Genomic DNA, 21,162 nt, shown 5'->3' with positions numbered 1-21,162 from the left:
TGGTTTAAAAAATAGGATTATAGAATAATTTTTTTCTGTTTGGCAGTCGGGGCGGCCACCGGCGTTTTATTGACACCGATGTATTTGGCCAATGCGGCGATGGTCGTCAGCTGGAAGAAGGTCCGTACAGATACCTGCAACCCGAAGTCTTCATGAACGGTGGCGGCGAGGCGCATGATCAGCAGCGAGTGCATACCAATTTCAAAGAGATTGTCGTATATGCTTACCCGTTGTACTTCCAGCAGCCTGGCGCAGATGTCCGCCAGTTTTTCTTCCAGTTCATTCGTGGGGGCGACGTACAGATCTGCTGACGTGGCGGCCATCTCTGTTTCCGGCAGCGCTTTCCTGTTGATTTTTCCGTTGGCGGAAAGCGGCATTTCCGTTAACATCACCCACTGCACCGGCACCATGTATTCAGGGAGTTTTGTTTTCAGGTACCCCAGCAGTTCATCCTTGTCGAAATGCTCCTGCCCTACCACATAACCCACCAGTTGCAGTTGCTGGTATTGATCTGCTTTTGTGATAACGACCACCTGTTTCACCATTCCGCTTTTCTCTATCACTCGTTCTATTTCTCCCAGCTCGATACGGTAGCCACGGACTTTCACCTGGTCGTCTATTCTTCCCAGGTGTACGACCGTGCCGTCCGGCAGCCATTTGCCCAGGTCTCCCGTGCGGTACATGCGCACGCCGTCTTCTTCACGGAAGGGATCGTGTACAAATTTTTCGGCTGTCAGTTCCGGCCGGTTGAGATAACCACGGCCCACGCCAATGCCTGACACGCAGATCTCCCCGGCAACACCGATGGGACAAAGCTGCATAGAGGCGTCCAGCACGTATATCTGCAGGTTCTGTATGGGCTTGCCAAGCGGCACATTGCCCTGCTCCGGTGCTTCATACATAACGTGATGGGTAATATCGTCGGAGGCTTCTGTAGGTCCGTAGGCGTTTACCACAGGGATAGTACGGTTCGCTTCGTGTTGAAACCATTCCGCCACCAGTTGGCGGGGCAATGTTTCGCCGGTTACCAGCAGGTATTTCAGTTGCCGGAGCGATACGCCTTTCACGGTAGCTAATATCGCGGAGAGATAAGAAGGTACTACTTCGAGGATCGTCACCTTATCTTTCTCTACCGCCTGCATCAGCGACACAGGCTGTAAGATGGTATCTGTCGGATAGATGATCGTATAACCGCCGCACAACAGCGCGGAAAACATCTGCCATACAGAAATATCGAAAGTAAAGGCAGCGGTGAAAGCCACGATGGCGGTGGCATCCATCCGAAGGTCGTTTACTTTGGCATACAGGTGATTCAACATGCCGGCATGTTCTATCATAGCCCCTTTCGGCAGACCGGTGGAGCCGGAAGTATAGATCACATAGGCCAGTTGGGAAGGCACTGGCAATGCTGCCAAAGCAGTTGTCGGATACCCGCTGATAACAGCGGCTTCTTCGTCGAGGGAAATAATGCGCACCGCCGCGGCCTGCGCCGGTTTTTGTTTGTCAGCGCTGCGGCTGATCACCATCTTCGCTTTACTGTCCTGCAGCATGTAAGCCACCCTGTCTTCCGGGTACCCGGGGTCTATGGGCAGATACGCGCCGCCAGCTTTCATAATACTGAGGATGGCGATGACCATCTCCGGAGAGCGGTCTAAACAAACAGGCACCAGCGAGGTGTCGTTCACCCCCATCTCCCGCAGGTAGTGCGCGAGTTGGTTGGAGCGCTCTTCCAGCGAGGCATAGGAAATAACCTCGTCTCCCATTGCCAGGGCCGGCGCAGCCGGTGTACATTGCGCCTGCAACGTGATCAGATCGATTAATGTGCTATTGTGAGGAAAATCTACCGTAGTGTTGTTAAAGGTCACCAGCTGCTGATGCCTTTCGGCCTCCGTGAGCAGCGGTAACTTGTTAATGCGTGTATCCGGTAACGAGAGGACGGTCGCCAGCAGCTGACTGAAATGTGTCATCAGCTGTGTGATGGTTTCTTCCCGGAAAATCTCGGTACCGTATTCCACAAAGCCCGTCAACCCGTCGGGCCCTTCTTCCATGGACACTACCAGGTCAAACTGTGCCGTATTATATTTCAGGTCTTCTCTCGTTACATCGAGCGCTCCCAGTTGCACCTGGTCCACTGCCGGCGTGTTCTGCAATTCGAACAGCACCTGGAACAGCGGGGTCCTGCTAAGGTCGCGGTCTGTATTCACCGCCTCTACCACTTTCTCGAAAGGCACTTCCTGGTGGTCATAGGCCGCCAGCGTGGTTTGTTTCACCTGCTGCAGCAGCGTCAGGAACGTAGGTTGCCGGCTCAGGTCACTGCGCAGCGCCAGCGTATTGACAAAGAAACCCACCAGGCCTGTCACTTCCTCCTGTGTTCTGCCGGCGATGGAAGAACCCACGCAGATATCTTCCTGCCCGCTGTAGCGGTACAGCAATACCTTAAAGGCTGCCAGCAGCGTCATAAAGAGGGTTACATCCTGTTGCAGGGAGAACTGACGGAGCTGTTCCGACAAGGCGGCGTCCAGGGCAAACCGCTGTACGGCGCCTTTGGTGCTCTGTATGGCCGGCCTGGAGAAATCGGTCGGCAGTTGCAGCACTTCCACACCGTTCAGTTGTTGTTCCCAATAGGACAACTGTTTTTGCAGGCGTTCATTCTCCGCGAGGCTTCGCTGCCATACGGCATAGTCTGCAAACTGCAGCGGTAGCGGCGCCAGCGCGGCGGGCCGTTTCTCTATGTAAGCATTATATAATTCGGCGATATCATTCACCATGATGGTAACAGACCAACCATCGCAGGCGATGTGATGCACGGTGATCAGCAGGATGTGTTCATCGACCGACAGGCGCACCAGGCTGGCACGTAGCATGTAATCTTCCGCCAGGTCGAACGGTGTGTTGACCAGTTCTATCAAATGAGCCTGCAACGCTTCGGGGGTGCTGAACTTATTTCCGGAAATCTTTGCAAGTTCCCATCCGTCCACCTCCAGCAGTTGCTGGTAAGGCACACCATGCTCCTGCCGTATGACGGTACGTAGCGCTTCATGCCTGTCCACGATGGTTTGCAGCGCGAACGACAAGCCGGCTTCGTCCAGCGTTCCTTTCAGCCGGACCGCCAACGGTACGTGATAAGCCAAGGTGCCATTCATCTGGTCAATGAACCACAACCGTTCCTGGCTGAAAGCCAGCGGTATCCTGGGGGGTCTTTTTCCGGCAACGATCGCGGGCCATCCACTCTCCTTTGCTTTACCTGTCAGATGCGCCGCCAGTTTCGAAACGGTGGGATACCGGAAGAACCGGGTAATGCTCAGTTCCACTCCCAGCGTGTTACGGATAGCGGTCACCACCCGCGACGCCAGCAGGGAGTGGCCTCCCAGCTCAAAAAAGTTAGCGGTGGTGCTGATCTGTTGCTTTTGTAAAAATCTTTCCCATATGGTCACCAGTTGTTGTTCTGTTTCATTCACCGGCGCAGTGTAGACCTGTGTCTCCGTGTTATCGTCTGTCAACGCCCGCAGCGCCTTCTTGTCCGCCTTTCCATTGGAGGTAAGCGGCATTTTATCCAGGACTACCAGTTGAGCAGGGACCATATAGGCCGGCAGCCTGCCTTTGAGGTAGTCGGCGAGTGCGGCTTTATCAAAAGCCCGCTGCGGCACGATATATCCTGCGAGGTATTTATCACCGGTAGCTTTCACCTGCATGAGTACCACCGCCTGTTTGACGCCGGGATGCTGCAACAGCACGCTTTCGATCTCACCCGGTTCAATACGGTGACCGTGTATTTTCACCTGATCATCGATACGGCCCAGGTAAGCCACGGCGCCATCCGGCAGCCAGCAGGCGAGGTCTCCGGTGCGGTATAACCTTGCGCCGGGAGCGCTGCTGAAAGGGTCCGGTATAAACTTCTGAGCGGTCAGCCCGGGCTGGTTCAGGTATCCGCGGGACACGCCGTCGCCTCCCACATACAGCTCGCCCGCTACGCCTGCGGGCTGTAGCTGCCCTTCCGCGCTAAGGACGTAAGCCGTACGGTTGCCCAACGGGCGCCCGATAGGGATATTTATGCCCGGCTCCACCGCGGTGATATGCCAGGTGAGGGAGAAAGTGGTATTCTCCGTAGGACCGTAGCCGTTAATAATGGCCGTGGCAGGATAGGCTTCTCTGAATTTCCGTATATGCTCTTCCGATAGTTTCTCTCCGCCTACCATCAGCGCGTTCAACCCTTCAAAGATGGCGATATCATCGTCTACCAGCTGGTTGAACCAACTGGCGGTAAACCACATCTTCGTAACTCCTCTGCGGCGTATCTCCTGCTTCAGTAATGGATTATCGAGCAGGTGTTTCTCCGGGCACAATACCAGTTGTCCGCCGTTCAGCAGCATACCCCAGTATTCGATGGTGGTAGCGTCGAAGGAAGGGGAACCGGTGGACAGTAACACATCTTCGGCGTTTAGCGTCATGAAATTGCCGCCACGGGCCAGGCTGGTGACGTTACGATGGGTAACCATCACACCTTTCGGTTGACCGGTAGAGCCGGAAGTATAGATAATATATGCGAGTGATCCGGGGTTGGCAGATGTTACCGGCGCCGGTGCATCCGCCAGTGTCTCCATGAGCTGGTCCACGCATACCATCTCTATGGCGGGTACATGTTCCCGCAAGGCGGGTAATTGCGCGCTTTCTGTCAGTATGATCACCGGGCGCGTATCTTCCAGCATAAACCGGATACGGTCGCGCGGATAGGCCGGATCTACCGGCACATAGGCGCCACCGGCTTTGAGAATGGCCAGTATGCTGACGATCAGCTGTGCGGAACGTTCCATGCAGAGCGGCACCATCGTTTCCGCTTTTACGCCTTTGCTTTGCAGGTATGCGGCCAGTTTATCTGATTGTGCCTGTAACTGCGCGTATGTGAGTTGCGTTTCTCCGAAGGCCAGTGCGATAGCCTCCGGCGTCTGTGTCACCTGTTCATCGAATAAAGCGGTGATTGTTTTCTCCGCGGGATAGGGAAAAGCCGTAGCGTTGAAGTCTGTCAGCAATTGCTGTTTTTCATGGGCTGCCAGCATCTCCAGCTGCCCGATGGCCTGCGCCGGGTCTTTCACGATGGCCGCCAGCAGCGTTTCATAGTGGGAGAACAGCTTCCGGATGGTGTTTTCCCGAAACAGGTCTGTGCTGTATTCCAGGTAGATACTGATCTCCTCGCCGCGCTCTTCCGCTATCCAGGTCAGGTCAAACAGGCTGGCATTACGGATGACCGGTTCTTCGGTGATCACGACGTCGCCTATACGCCATTCGGGGACAGCCGGCACGTTCTGTAATACAAACACGGACTGGAACAGCGGGTTCCTGTTCCTGTCGCGCTCTTTCACGACTGCCTCCACTACTTTTTCAAAGGGGGCGTCTTCATATTCAAACGCATCCAGCAGGGTATTTTTCACCCGTTGCAGTACAGACTGGAAAGAAGGGTTCCCGCCAAGGTCTGTACGTAACGCGAGGGTATTGACAAAAAAGCCGATCAGCGGTTCCAGCTCTGTGCGTGTTCTTCCTGCAACGGCGCCGCCCACGCAGATATCCTCTTGTCCGCTGTAGCGGTGTACCAGTACTTTAAACGCAGCCAGCAGCACCATATACAGGGTAGCTCCTTCCTGCTGTGCCAGTTGCCGTAACGCGGCTGCCAGTGCGCCCGCTATGTTGAACACCACAAATGCGCCGTGCGTGCTGCCGGTGGCAGGGCGTTCGAAGTCCGCAGGAATTTCGGCCATCGTAACGTCCTGTAATTTATTTTTCCAGTGGTCGATCTTTTGTTCCAGGGTGGCGCCGGACAGGTACTTACGCTGCCAGATGGCGTAGTCCGCATATTGGATGTCCAGTGGCGTATAGCGGGGATCGCGTTTTTTGGTAAAAGCGCTGTAACCTTCCATCAGCTCATGGACGAGAATGGAAGACGACCATCCGTCGGAGGCGATATGGTGCATGGTGAGCACCAGTATCGCTTCTTCCTTCCGGAGCGTGACCAGGTGGGCACGCAGCATATAATCAGTGGCAAGATCAAATGGTTGATGGATCAGCGCCGCTATGCGGGCCTGCAAGGCAGCGGTATCGCCGGCATCGCCGGCGCCGTCTATGATGTCCAGCCGCCAGTTGTTGCCGGGTACGGACTGCTGCCATGTCCCGTCTTCATCGGCGCCGATCACTGTACGTAATACTTCGTGCCGGTCCACAATAGTGCGCAGCGCCTGCTCCAGTGCTGCTGTATCGACGGTGCCCTTCAGTTTTAAAACCGCAGGCACATGATACTGCACCGAACCCTCCAGCGCGTCGATAAACCACAAACGCTCCTGGCTAAACGAAAGTGGTATCCTGGAGCCGGCAGGTCTTTCTGCCACCCGGATCTTTTCAGTAGCAGGGGCTGTGGCCGCGGCGGCGGCGGATGCTTTAAAGTAGGCTACCAGCTGCGTCTTGTTTTCTTTCAGCGTTTGCAGAAAAGACGGTGCAAATGGTTTTTGCTGCGCTGTCTTCAGTAACAGCTCGTCTCCATCGAGGGAGAGGCCTATTCCCAGGTCCTGTGCCTGTTCCAGTATCAGGACGACCTCCGACAAATTAAAACCCGGCATATACTTAATGTGTTAAATAATGAGAAAAAAGCCTTTACAACCTCATTTCCTGCAATCCTTCAGACGTTTCCGGCACGGCCGCCTGGCTTACCTTTATGTAGGCTGCCAGCGTTTTAATGGTGGTTAGTTTGAAGAATGTCCTCACGGAGATATGCAGTCCGAATTGTTCCTGTACGGCCGCGGATAAACGCATCACCAGCAAAGAGTGCATACCCAGGACAAAAAGATTGTCGTTGATGCCTACCCGTTCTGTTTCGAGTAATTTCCGGCAGATGTCTTCCAACACCTGTTCTGTTTCATTCCCGGGGGCTTCGTACTCCACCTGTGATGCCAGCGTAGCAGCCTCGGGCAGGGCCTTTTTGTCCACTTTCCCGTTTGGCGTCAGCGGGATGCGGTCCAGCACAATGATTTGTTCAGGGACCATATAATCCGGCAAACGGTCTTTCAGATGCATGACCAGCGCATCACGGTCGAAGTCTCCATTGGTGGTGATATATCCTACCAGCCGTTTATCGTGGTCTCCTTTGGCCAGCACCACGGCTCCTTTTACGCCGGGAGACTGTTGCAGCGCGTTTTCAATTTCACCCAGCTCAATCCGGTATCCGCGTATTTTCACCTGTTCATCTATCCTTCCCAGCATCTCAATGCTGCCATCCGGCAACCATCTTCCGAGGTCTCCGGTGCAGTACATGCGTATCGCGCCGTCTGCATGGAAGGGGTCTTTGATAAACTTAGCCGCTGTCTTTTCAGGATCATTCAGGTAGCCCCTGGACACGCCTACCCCCGAAACGCATATCTCTCCGGCCACGCCAACGGGGCATAACTGCCTGGCGGTGTCCAGAATGTATATGCGGAGGTTTTGTATAGGTTTGCCCAGCGGCACATTGTTGCGTGCAGGCGTTGCATACATAAAGTGGTGGGTAATATCATCCGATGCTTCGGTTGGCCCGTAGGCGTTTACCACAGGGATAGTGCCGTAGGCTTCATGGTTAAACCATTTCGACAGCAACGCCTGGCTCACCGGTTCACCGGTCACCAGCAGGTACTGCAGGCTGTCCAGCGGCGCCTTGCTGTCTTCCATCAGTAACGCGGCCAGGTAAGAAGGCACCAGTTCCAGCACGGTAACGCCGTCGGCGCTAAGGCTACGCAGCAACGCTGCCGGCTGATGGACCTGCGCTTCAGTGTATACAACGGTACGTCCACCGCTCAGCAAAGCGGCAAACATCTGCCATACGGAAATATCAAAAGTATAAGACGCCGTATAAGCCATGATGGTAGCGGCATCCATCTTCAAATCATTTACTTTGGCAAACAAGTGATTCAGCATACCGGCATGCTCCACCATCACCCCTTTGGGCTTACCGGTGGACCCGGAGGTATAAATAACGTAGGCGAGGTCGTTAGGCGCCGGCGCGGTGAACAACGGCGTCACCGGCTGGGCGTCCAGCGTGGCCGCATCGCCGTCTACCAGGAAAGTATTCAGCACGGTGATGTCCCGTAGCTTTTCACTGCTGTAGGTACTGCTTATCATCAGCGATGCGTCGCAGTCATCCAGTATAAAGGCTATTCTGGCAGCCGGGTACTCAGGGTCAACAGGCACATAGGCCGCACCGGATTTCAGGACGCCCAGTATGGCGACGAGCATGTCAGCGGAGCGTTCCAGGCAAACAGGCACCATGGCGTTTCCGGTGATGCCCTCTCCTTTCAGGTAATGCGCCAGCTGGTTAGAACGTTCGTCCAGCATTTTATAGCTCAGTACGGTATCCCCTGCGATGACAGCCGGCGCATCGGGGCTGATGGCCGCCTGGAATACGAAGAGGTCCACAAAGGTTTTGTCCTGCGGGAAAGCTACCACGGTATTATTAAAGTCAACCAGCAACTGTTGCTCTTCTTCCTGTCGTAACATGGGAATAGAGCCAATATGCGCCGCAGGCAGCTGCACAATAAACTGCAGCAACTGCTCGAAGTGTTTCACCAGCCGGCGGACACTGTCTTCCGTAAACAGGTCCACGCAGTATTCAATATAACCGCTTAATCCGTCCGCATCTTCCTGCATGCAGCAGCTGAGATCAAACAAGGTAACGGTATGTGGTATCTCTTCCTGCGCAATATGTAATTCGCCTAACTTCAGATCGGGGGCGTCCGGCATGTTAAACAGCTCAAACATCACCTGGAACAAGGCTGTTCTGCTCATGTCCCTTTCTTTTTCCACCAGCTCCACTATTTTTTCGAAAGGCGCGTCCTGGTGGTCGTAGGCGTCGAGGGTGGTTTCTTTTACCTGTTGCAGCAGCGTGATGAAGGTAGGATCGCCGCTCAGGTCACTGCGCAGCGCCAGGGTGTTTACGAAGAAGCCGATCAGGCTCTCCGCTTCCTGTTGCGTTCTGCCGGCAATGGAAGTACCCACGCAGATGTCATCCTGACCGCTATAGCGGTACAAGAGCACTTTAAAGGCCGTCAGCAATGTCATAAACAGCGTGGTGCCCTGCTGCCGCGATAACAGCTGCAGCTGGTCTCGCAGTTCCTTATCCAACCGGAACCGGCTGATGGCGCCGCGGGTACTCTGTACCGGGGGACGCGAATAATCCGTCGGCAGCTGCAACACGGTTACGCCCGACAGTTTTTCCTGCCAGTACACCAGGCGTTTTTTCAACGCAGCGCCTTCCAGGTGCGTACGCTGCCAGATCGCATAATCTGCATACTGGATGTCCAGCGCAGGTAAATGCGCCGCGCTGCCGGTGCTGTGCCCACGGTACAATGCAATGAGTTCGTTGATCAATATCGATACAGACCAGCCATCGGAAGAAATATGATGCATAACCAGCACCAACACGTGTTCTTCTTCAGACACCTGCAACAGGTGCGCCCGCAGCATAAAATCGTTGGCCAGATCGAAAGGCTTGTATACCAGACCGGTAATATATGCCTGTAGCGCAGCGGGGTCCCCGCTAAAAGCAGCATCTTCCACGATGGTCAGCTGCCACTGTTCTTTATCTAAAATCTGCTGATAAGGTTTGCCCTGCTCCTGCCGGATGACGGTCCGCAGCGATTCATGACGATGTACGATCTGTGCGATCGCAAAACCCAGCGCAGCCTTATCTGCCACCCCTTTCAGTCGTAATACCACCGGCATGTGATAAGACACGCTGCCTTCGAGCTGGTCAATAAACCACAGGCGTTCCTGGCTGAAGGACAACGGCATTTTTGCCGGTCTTTCTGCAGCAAGGAGCGCTGGCAGCAGCAGTCCTTTCTGCTGCAGCTGCAGGTAGGCGGCTAATGAGGCAATAGTGGGATGCAGGAAAAAGTCTTTTACCGTCAGCTCCGCTTCCATCTCTTTCCGGATAGCAGACACCACACGGGTGGCCAGCAGCGAATGCCCGCCCAGCTCAAAGAAGTTGTCCAGCGTACCGATACGCTCCAGTCCCAGCAGCGGTTGCCAGATATCCGCCAGTTGTTGCTCTGTAGCGGTTACGGGGGCCTGATAATTCAGTAAACGCTTGCGCTGGATGAATTCCCATTCGGTCAAAAACCGGCGGTCTACCTTACCATTGCTGGTCAGCGGCAATAGCTGTAACGCTACGAAAGCGGAAGGCAACATGTATTCCGGTAAACGTTGCTGCAGCTGCGCCCGGATATCTTTTTCCAGCACTTCGCAGATATCGGGGAACAGCGGAATATTGGTTTTCACCCCGTCCGTATATCCGGCGGCTTTGCTGTAGGAAGGCTCCACAAAACCGTTGAACGGTGTCTGTTCCAGCAGCAGGTTAATGGTAAACGGATCTTCATTCAGCAGGAAACGGGGGTGATAACCTGCAGCTTTAGCCGCGGCCAGCAGTTCGTTCACTGCTTTGGTCTCGTTATCGGGCGTCAGGATATAATCCGCCAGATCGCCTACCTGGTTGATATTACCGGCAGCCAGTGCCTGCTCCAGCAGTCTTTCCTTCCATAACCTGGGATTGGGCACCCGTTGCAGTGCAATCCGGGGGTGACCGGCAGATAACCGGGACAAGATACTGTCTTTGTCTGCCATTTCATCCCATGATTGCCATTGTGGCTGTAATACCGGTTTTTCCACATCTATCGATAACACCACCGTGTAGCGGTAGAGTGTCAGCTCATTAATATAGTCTCCCTGTTTCCATTGAATATCCACATGGGTGATCTCCGGGTACAGTGATTGCAGCTGGAAGAACCAGGCGGGTGAAAAACACAGCTCTTCTTCCTTCCATACTTCCTGGTCTACCGTCCATTCGAATTCCCGGAGGCTGGTCTTGCTTTGCAGCTTATCCAGTTGCAGCCTGCGTTTGAAAGAAGGCAGCAAACGGAGGTCTCTCACATCCCCGATCACGATATGCCCCTTGCCTTTCAGCAGCGCGATGGCGTTGGCCACTACATCGGCCATATATTGCGCGCCGGGGAAGTATTGCACGATGGAGTTTAAAATCACGGTATCCACGGCTTCACCTTCTGCCAGCGTCACCTCATGGGCGGCGCATATATGTAGGGTTGTTTCGGGATAGCGGCGCAGCCCTTTGTCGATATGGTGCTGCAGCTGCCGCATAGATACGTGCGAGAAATCGGTACCGATATATTTTTCGATATGACCGGCCAGCTGAAAGTAGATCAGGCCGGTACCGGAGCCTATTTCCAGTACGTTCCGCGGGTTGGTGGCCAATATTACGTTGGTAATATCGTCCAGCCATGCGCGCATGTTCTCTGCCGGTATCGCTTCTCCTGTGAAGCTGTCGTTCCAGCCGGTGATGTTAAATTCTTCATCCAGGTCTTTTACTTCATCCGCTTTACTATAGGCCGTTTCGTACAGTTCTTTCCAGGTGGCCACCTGTTGCAGGTACAGCTCCTGTTCGGTACGTAGCACGGCCTGCTGGTCGGGCACATAGTAGCTCACCAGTCTTTTTTCAGCGCCCTGCTGGTCTTTCACCACCACACAACTGGCGGCTACCGCCTCCACGTTGTTCAGCGCTCTTTCTATTTCTCCGGGCTCTATCCTGTAACCACGCATTTTGATCTGGTCGTCTATACGTCCCAGATATTCCACCGTTCCATCCGGCAGCCAGCGGGCGCGGTCGCCGGTACGGTACAAACGGGCGCCCCGTTGCTCGCTGAACGGATCGGTCACAAATTTTTCCGCTGTCAGCTCGGGCTGGTTCAGGTAGCCGCGGGAAACGCCATCGCCGCCTACATACAGCTCGCCCGGCGTACCTACCGGCAGCAGCTGCATGGCGCTGTCCAGCACATAGGCAGTGCGGTTGGCCAGTGGCCGGCCGATAGGAATACTTTTTCCCGGCACTACCGCAGTAATGTTCCAGGTAAGGGAGAAAGTGGTATTCTCCGTAGGACCGTAACCGTTAATGACCTGGGTGGCAGGGTAGGCGGCCCGGAATTTACGTATATGCTCTTCCGATAGCTTTTCGCCTCCTGCCATCACAGCGGTCAATCCTTCAAAAATGGTAATATCGTCGTCTACCAGCTGATTGAACCAGCTGGCGGTAAACCACATTTTAGTGACGCCACGATGGCGGATCTCCTGTTTCAGCAGCTGGTTGTCCAGCAGCTTTTTCTCCGGGCACAGCACCAGCTGTCCTCCGTTCAGTAACATGCCCCAGTATTCGATGGTGGTAGCGTCAAAGGAAGGAGAACCGGTAGACAACAGTGTATCTTCGGCGCTCAGCGCTACGAAGTTGCCGCCCCGCGCCAGGCTGGTCACATTGCGGTGAATCACCATGGTACCTTTGGGGCGGCCTGTAGAACCGGAGGTATAAATAACATATGCCAGTGAATCCGGGTTTGTCTTTACACCCAGCGGATATGCCGGCATGGCGGCGAGCAGGTCGAGGATATTGTCTACGAAGATCAGTGTGGCGTGTTCCGCTTCCACCGCCAGCAATGCCTGCTGATCGGTGGTGGTCACCACCAGCTTGCTGCCTGTGTCCTGCAGCATATAAGCGATGCGGTCCCGCGGGTAGGCCGGGTCTACCGGCACATAAGCGCCGCCGGCTTTCAGGATGCCGAGAATGCTCACGATCAGGTGTATGGAACGCTCCATACACAGCGGCACCATCACGCCCTCTTTCACGCCCTGCTTGCGGAGATAGTGCGCAACACGGTTGGACTGCTCTTCCAGCTCGCGGTAAGTAAGTTGTTGCTCTCCGAAAGACAGGGCGATGGCGTCCGGCGCTTTTGCCACCTGTTCTTCGAACAGCGTCGTAATGGTTTTATTGACAGGGTAAGGCACCACGTTGTCATTGAACGTCACCAGCAGCTGATGGGTTTCTGCTGCGCTCAGCATCTTCAGTTCCCCGATGGCTGTTGCCGGATGTTGCACTGCTGCTTCCAGCAACGCCGTATAGTGATGCATCATTCTCCGGATGGTCGCCTCCTGGAATAAGTCGATGCAATATTCCACTTCGAGGGCAATCCCTTCCGGTCTTTCTTCTACCGTCCAGAAGATGTCGAACAGGCTGGTACTGCGGATCACCGGCTCCGGCGTCATTGTGGCTTCACCCAGGCGCAGTTCCGACATCAGCGGAATATTCTGCAGGGTGAACATCACCTGGAACAAAGGATTTTTCCGGATGTCCCGCTCTCCCATCACTTCACTCACCACTTTCTCAAAAGGTACCTCCTGGTTGTCGTGGGCATCAAACAGTGTATTTTGAACTTCTTTCAGTGCAGTGGCAAAAGAAGGATTGCCACTCAGGTTGCTGCGCAGGGCGAGGGTATTGACAAAAAAGCCCAGCAACGGTTCGAGTTCCACCTGCGCCCTGCCGGCGGTAGCGCATCCGATACAGATGTCTTCCTGCCCGCTGTAGCGGTACATCAATACTTTTAAGGCGGTCAGCAGGGTGGTGAACAGGGTAACGCCCTGCTGCCGGCCCAGTTGTTTTACCTGTGCAGATAACCCCTTGTCAAGCTGCATGGTAATCACCGCGCCTCTTGTACTTTTTACTACCGGCCTTTCGAAATCTGTAGGCAGCTGCAACAGCGTAACGCCATCCAGTTTCTTTTTCCAGTAAGCCAGTTTCTGTGCTACCAGCGGTCCCTGGAGAAAGCGGCGCTGCCACACGGCAAAATCCGCGTATTGAATTTTTAATGCCGGTAACATCGGCTGGCGGCCGGCCAGCCGGGCATTGTAAATTTCTATCAGTTCCAGGAAAAAGATGTGCGCAGAGGAGTCGTCAAAAACAATATGATGAATGGTGAGCACCAGCACACTTTCTGCATCTGAAATACGGATCAGGTGCGCCCGCAGCATATTGTCTTCAGACAGGTTAAAAGGTGTGTTCACCAGCCCGGCGATATACGCCTGTAAAGCGGCGGCGTTGTCCTGGTATAAAGGATCGTCCACGACTGTCATCTGCCAGTTGACTACTTCCTGTATCCGCTGGTAAGCATGTCCTTCTTCCTGGTCGATATTGGTCCTTAGTATCTCATGGCGGTCCACGATGGTCTGCAAAGCAGCTGCCAGCGCTTCTTTGTCCAGTCTGCCTTTCAGTCTCACGATGGCCGGCAGGTTATACTGCACGCTGCCTTCCAGCTGGTCGATGAACCATAAACGTTCCTGGCTGAAGGACAGCGGGATACGGGAAGGCAGCTGTTGTTTTTCAATCACCGTCGGCAGTACATTCAACACAGTGTCTGCTACCGGCGCTGTATTTTTTTTAGCGGGGGCGACTTTCGGTAAGAACCCCGCCTGTTGTAGTTCTGTTACGCTGTCTCTGAAACATTTTTCTATAAAGTCGACATCTTCATCCGTGTGTGCAGCGGAAAGGAAACAGGTCTTTCCTTCCCAGATGTACACGCCTTTTTCCAGCAGGTGGTAGAAGAACAGGTCCATGTTGCCGGAGATTGAGAAATAAAACAGGGAGCCGAAGTTGTTCACTTTGATGGGGACCTTGTTTTCGTCGAAGAGTTTGGTGATGTTGCTGATCAGGCGGCTGGTGCGGGCGTTCAGCTTTTCCTGCAGAGCGGGCCCCTGTCTTTCCAGTTCACCTAAAACGGCCAGCGAAGCCACCATGCTCAGCGGATGTTTACAGAAGGTACCGGCGAGGAACGTCGTTTCCGCCCTTGGGTAAGAGTCTGCGTCGTCATAGCTCCACAGTCCACCGTCAAAGGCCTGCATACACCAGTCTTTCCCGGCAATGATACCTATCGGCATGCCGCCGCCGGCAATCTTGCCATAGGTGGCCATGTCCGCACGGATACCAAAATGTGCCTGTACCCCACCCGGATGGATACGGAAGCCGGTAATCATTTCATCGAAGATGAGGATGATTTTTTCCTGTTCCGTCATGGCACGCAGCTCCTGTAATAATGCTTTGGGCTGATACCCGGGCCTTCTGCTCTGCACCGGCTCCACCAGTACGGCGGCCAGTTCGTGGGCATGTGCGCGGATCTGTTCCACCACATTGGGATTGAGGTAGTCAAACACCAGCACGTCGGCCACCATGTTGGGAATAACGCCCGGGGCGATGGGAATGCCGTTATGATCGTGTTCAATATCTTCCACCATGGCCAGCGTACCATCGAAATAGCCGTGATAGGAACCGAGGAAAATGGCGATCTTCTTTTTGCCGGTAGTGGTACGCGCCAGCCGCATGGCAGACATGACGGCTTCGGTACCGGAGTTATGGAAGCTCACCCTTTCCATCCCGGTGAGTGCAGCGATGCGGGTGGCGACTTCTCCGGCAAGATAGGTCTGTGGCCCCAGCTGGTAACCTTTTTCCAGCTGTTTATGGATGGCTGCCGTCACGATTTCCGGACGGTGACCTAATAAGTTCACCCCAAATCCCATGGTCAGGTCCACATATTCGTTGCCGTCCACGTCCGTCATTTTAGATCCGAGGGAAGAAGCTGCCACAATAGGATACACCAGTTGTTTGGTTGCGAACTTAAACCCTGCCGACACGCGGTTGTCTGCCAGTACCGGACGGTACTTCTCGGTGAGCGCTTTGGAGGTCTTCGTTTTGGTGGTATATTTTTTTATGAAAGCGTCGAGATAGGCCTGTTGCTCCGGTGAATATTTTTGTCCCGGACTGGTTTCTATTTTCGGGAAAATAGAAGCGCCCTTTTTAGGAGCAGCGGGCACGGTATTGGCCGGGGCGGTCGTACTGCCGTTGGATACCGGCGGCGGAGCAGCGTGATGACCGTTAGCAGCATGACCGTTGCCGTTGGAGATCGCCGGCTGCATCCCCTGCGACATCCATTGGAACTGTTGTGCAATCACATTCAGTTGCTGCTGCATCAGCTGGAAAGTATCCTGGAACACGTTGTATCCTCCCGGCGCCGGTACCTGCGGCAGGAACGGCTGCGCGGGCAATGACTGTACAGGTAATGGCTGTAAGGGCAAGGGCGCCTGCACAGCTGCCGGAGCTGCTTCAGGCACTGTAGCCGCTGCGGCATCACCGGCGGTAACAAATACCGTGGCGTTGGCCGCGATGTATTCCGCCATCAGCTGGATAGAAGTAAGTTCTTCGAAGATCAGTCGCATCGAAAAACTCAACCCGTACTCATTCTCTATTTTCCTCACCAGGCTGGCCATGATCAGTGAATCTGCTCCCTGTGTCAGGAAGGGCTCACGGACATTCAGCACTTCCGAAGGCGACATCTTCAGCAGCCGGCGGAGATTAGCGGCGAGGTAATCGGCGATATACCCGGCACTATTGGGAAGTAAGTGGTTGTTCTGACTCATGTCGTTGTTTTTAGGGATGGTTATTTCCTCCCGGGCAGGTAAACTTTCTTTCGGCTGACGGGTCTTTTTCTCTATCCAGTAGCGCTGACGCTGGAACGGATAGCCGGGAAGGATCGCTTTATGAGGGGTGCTGGCGGCGTAAAACGCGGACCAGTTAATCGTAATTCCTTTTACATATAATGCTATCAGGGCGTTGAGCATCGTGGTCCAGGACGAGCGGCCTTCTCTCATCACGGGCAACAAATGTTCTTCCGGGTACTTCAGCGTCAGCTGGGCCATAGACAGCAGGCTGGGCTGAGGGCCCATCTCCATCAGGCTGAACTCACCGGCGGCCTGTATCGTTTGAATGCCTTGTGCAAACAGCACCGGCGCGACGATATGCCGGCACCAGTAGGCCGCTTCCGTCACCTCTTTACCGGCGATAGCGCCGGTGACATTGGATACCAGCGGAATGGACGGCGCATGATATTTCACCCCGGAGGCGATAGGCAGGAACGCCTCCAGTACCGGCTCCATCAGGGGAGAGTGAAAAGCGTGCGACACCTGCATTTCGCGGCTGCCCACGCCTGTCTGTTTCAGGGACTGCATCACCCTGCGAAGCGCTTCCTTTTTCCCGGAGATCACTGTCAGCTCCGGCCCGTTGATCGCTGCAACAGACAAGTCGCTGCCGTATGGCTGAATCGCGGCGGTCACTACAGCGGCCGACGCAAACACCACTGCCATGCCGCCTTCTTCCGTCACGGCATTCATCAGCGCCGCCCTGGCTGTAATCAGCGCCAGGCCATCATACAGGCTGAACACACCGGCAGCATAGGCTGCAGCGTATTCGCCGGCGCTGTGCCCCAGCACCATATCGGGTACAATGCCCCACGAGCGCCACACTTCTGCCAGCGCGCATTCCACCGCGTACAAAGCCGGCTGGGTGAAAACAGTCTGCCGCAACAGGGTATTGGCTTCTTCTTTATTCTTTTTATAGAGCAGGTCTGTCAGAGAGAATGGCCAGCTCTTTTTCAGGAAAGCGTCACAGTCATCTATCACACGTCTGAACACGTCGTTGTTGTCATACAACTCCCTGCCCATGTTCCAGTACTGGGCGCCCTGACCGGTGAACAGCCAGGCCATTTTGCGTGGCGCCTGTAATGTATCGCCGGTGCAAACGCTGTGCTCTCCCCTGCCGGCGGCATAAGCCTGTAGCTGACGGGCTGCATCTTCGTTGGACACCGCCTGCCATGCAAACCGGTAGGTATACGCATCGCGGCCGATGGCCATGCTGCGGGCGATAGCGCCGGTGGAAGCCCCTGTCTGCGGCAGGAAAGCGATATAACGGGCTATCATCGCATCCAGGGCGGCAGGCGTTCTGGCTGATAACAGTAAAGGATAGGCGGGCGACTGCCTTTCTTCCTGTACCGTTACCGCGGGCGCTTCTTCCAGTATCAGGTGTACGTTGGTACCACTCAGACCGAAAGCGCTGACGGCCGCCCTGCGCGGAGATGCCGGGGAATGCCACGGCATAGGGGCGTCCGCCACCTTCACGGACATCTCTTTCCAGGGAATAAACCGGTTGGGGGTATTAAAATGCAGACTGGCCGGAATCTGGCGGTGTTGCAGGCTTAGCACTGTTTTAATAAACCCGGCGATGCCTGCCGCCGCTTCCAGGTGCCCGATATTGGACTTGAGAGCGCCCAGCAGCAAAGGCTGTTCCTTTTTGCGGGAGCTGCCATACACCGCGTTCAGCGCCAGTACTTCCACCGGGTCACCCAGGCGGGTGCCGGTGCCATGCGTTTCTACGTATTGTATGCTGTCTGCCGCTACGGCGGCATCTTTCAAAGCTTTTGTTATCAGTTGCTGCTGCGCAATGCCATTAGGAGCGGTAAGACCGTTGCTTTGCCCGTCATGGTTAACGGCGCCTCCCTTTATCACGGCCAGGATATGATCACCGGCTGCCAGCGCATCTTCCAGGCGCTTTAACACCACTACGCCGGCCCCTTCCCCTCTCACATAGCCGTCTGCGTTATCATCGAAGGTCTGGCATTTTCCCGTCGGAGAAAGTGCTTTCATGCGGCACAACTTAATCGTCGTGTCCGGCGACAACATCAGGTTCACACCACCGGCCAGCGCCAGCGAACACTCTTTACGCAACAGGCTCTGGGCCGCCTGGTATATGCTCAGCAAGGACGACGAGCACGCTGTGTCCAGCTGCAGCGCCGGGCCGTGAAAATCCAGCAGGTAAGCGATCCTGCCGGCAGCGATGCTTCTTTCTATTCCGAGGCCGGTAAAGGCGTCTTCATAGTAAGTAACGTCGCTGTTGTCACGGATCACCTGCTGATAATCGTCGGTACTCATCCCCACAAAAATGCCGCTGTCCGTACCTCTTAATGCAGATGGCGCTATCCCGGCATGTTCCAGTGCTTCCCAGCAAACTTCCAGCAACAGTCGTTGCTGTGGGTCCATGGCAGCCGCTTCCCTTGGTGAAATTCCAAAAAACAGCGGATCAAACTGGTCCACCTGGTCAATAAAGCCGCCGTGTCGGGTATACATCTTTCCCGGCGCATCTTCTGCGCTGTCGAAAAAGGCGGATATGTCCCACCGGTCTTCCGGTACTACGCTCACCGCATCCCGCGAGGATTGCAGCAACGCCCACATTGTTTCCGGGGAGTTGACATTACCCGGGAAACGGCAGCCTATACCGACCACCGCCACCTGGTTGCCCGCCAATCCGGATGATTGCGGGGTGTCGTTATTTTCCTGCTGAGGAAGCGTTCTCGCGGCAAAATGGGCAGCCAGCGCCTGTACGGTAGGATAATTGAACACGACGGTGTTTTCTACCGGCGTTTGCAGAAACGTTTCCAGGTCGGCGGCCAGCTGCACCGCCAGTATGGAAGTAAGACCGTATTCCGCAAAAGTCCTTTGGGCAGACAGTGCTGCGGGGGTTATGTGCAGCTGCTGTTTCAGCCAGGATTCCAGCCATACTTTCAGCAGCGACAACGTATGCGCGTTGACGGTAGTTTCCGCGGCTTCTGTACGCGTTGCTGCTACTTCTTCTGCAGCAGCGGCCTTTTCCGCCGCAGCTATCTCTTCTATCGCATCTTTGTAAGTACCTTTGATATATTCTTCTACAAAAAGATGCCTCCTCACTTTCCCACTGGTGGTTTTGAATATCTTTCTCACCGGGATCACCTGTTTTACTTCCAGCCCTAACCGGGAAGCCACGGTCCTCTTCACCAGTGAGATCATCGGCAAAAATTTCTCTGCCGACATTTTGTGTACGACAAAAACGACGATGGATTCCGATCCGCTGACTTCATCCGGGATGCCGCAGGCTACTACTTTGCCGGTATCGATTTCATCGAGCGTTTCCAGCGTATGTTCTATATCGTGCGGATATACGTTTCCGCCATTAACGAAAATAATATCCTTCACCCTGCCCATGATGTACAGCACATCATCCAGTACAAAACCGGTATCACCGGTATTCAGCCATCCGTCTCTGAAAGTATTGGCGCTGGCAGCGTCGTTATTGTAATAACGGCCGGCCACACAGGCGCTTTTCACCCAGATGATACCGGCATGCCCGGGCTCCAGCGGAACGCCCTTTTCGTTGACGATCCGCAACTCGAAGTCTCCTATCACCGTGCCCACGGCCACCACTTCCAGCGTGTCTGCTCCGGCTTTTTGCAGCAACGACTTGCCGTTGATACGTTTACCGATGGTCAACGCGCTTCTTTTTACAAAGACGCTTTTGAAAGGAACGCCGATCTTTGGGAAAGTGACCTCCAGCGTGGCTTCCGCCAGGCCATACACGGCACGCATGGCCATCGGGTCGAGCCGGTACTTCGCCAGGCGTTCGTTGAAAGTCCGCGCCAGGTTGGCTGAAATGGGCTCAGCACCGTTTAATATGATCCGTACGGAAGAAAGGTCCAGCGTTTCGCCTTTCTCATCCGAAAAATGATTGAGATAGTATTTATACCCGAAATTGGGAGAGCAGGTAATAGTAACACGATAATCAGAAGCCTTTTGCAGCCATAGCAACGGATGCCTGATAAACAGGTCAGTAGGCATGATGTATTGCTGTATACCCGCCGCCAACGGATTAATATGATAACCAATTAATCCGAGATCGTGCGTGAGGGGCATCCAGCTTAAAAAGATATCATCGTGGGTGCATTCATAAGCCTCCAATACCGCGAAGGTGTTGGCGATCAGGTTCCGATGCCGGAGCTCAACGCCTTTGGGGTTACCGGTAGAGCCGGATGAAAACTGCAGGAAAGCGATATCGTCCGGAGTGATGTCCACTGGAATGCCCGCCGGCAGGTTCTCTTTATTTTCGTGCAGGAACAATACCTGGTCATAAAAAGTCCTGTCGGCAGCACCGTCGCTGTAGTCCTGTTTAGAGAGTTTTTCGTAATGTTCCGGCGTGGTGATCATATAGGGGTTCTTCAGATAACCCCTGATTTTATACAGTTTCCGGGCGTTTTCGCTGTAGTGCGTCACCGATACCGGTACAGGTATGATCCCACCTAAAATACAGGCCCAGAAATACTGAATAAACTGCTGGCTGTCGTCCAGCTGCAACACCAGTTCATCACCGGGCTTCAATCCTTTATGTTGCAAGTATCCAAGCAATTGCAGTGCATTGTGATACAACTGATGATAGGATAGAAAATTGGTCCTGTTGGCTGCCACGATAAAACTCACGCCTTTATCGTGTTGGTCTTTCTGATTTATCAGCAGCGCTGGCAGGGTCTTCAGGGACAGCTCGTTTCTCATTTGTGCTCGCTTATTTGTTCAGTAATAACAATAGTTTACCCTGTAGTAAGATGGGACTGCCACCTGACTACATCCTTGCTTATACCG

2 protein-coding genes are annotated in these 21,162 nt (G+C 54.4%); both read right to left on the bottom strand.

The features are described from left to right. Positions 1-17 precede the first annotated feature (17 nt). Entirely contained in the window at positions 18-6,602 is a 6,585-nt protein-coding gene (locus tag B5D63_RS24860) for a non-ribosomal peptide synthetase (RefSeq protein ID WP_078671576.1), read from the bottom strand. 34 nt (positions 6,603-6,636) lie between these two features. Further along, positions 6,637-21,075 carry a hybrid non-ribosomal peptide synthetase/type I polyketide synthase gene (locus B5D63_RS24855; RefSeq protein WP_078671575.1) on the bottom strand — a complete coding sequence of 4,813 codons (14,439 nt, stop codon included), beginning with the start codon at positions 21,073-21,075 and terminating at the stop codon, positions 6,637-6,639. Positions 21,076-21,162: the final 87 nt, after the last annotated feature.

It is taken from the genome of Chitinophaga eiseniae (genome assembly GCF_900167135.1).
Taxonomy (GTDB): domain Bacteria; phylum Bacteroidota; class Bacteroidia; order Chitinophagales; family Chitinophagaceae; genus Chitinophaga; species Chitinophaga eiseniae.
This window is presented reverse-complemented; position numbering and strand designations above follow the sequence as displayed.

What these genes read in the sequence shown, in the direction of transcription:
- B5D63_RS24855 (WP_078671575.1), bottom strand. Translation starts at nt 21,075, where the DNA reads ATGAGAAACGAGCTGTCCCTGAAGACCCTGCCAGCGCTGCTGATAAAT.
- B5D63_RS24860 (WP_078671576.1), bottom strand. Translation starts at nt 6,602, where the DNA reads ATGCCGGGTTTTAATTTGTCGGAGGTCGTCCTGATACTGGAACAGGCA.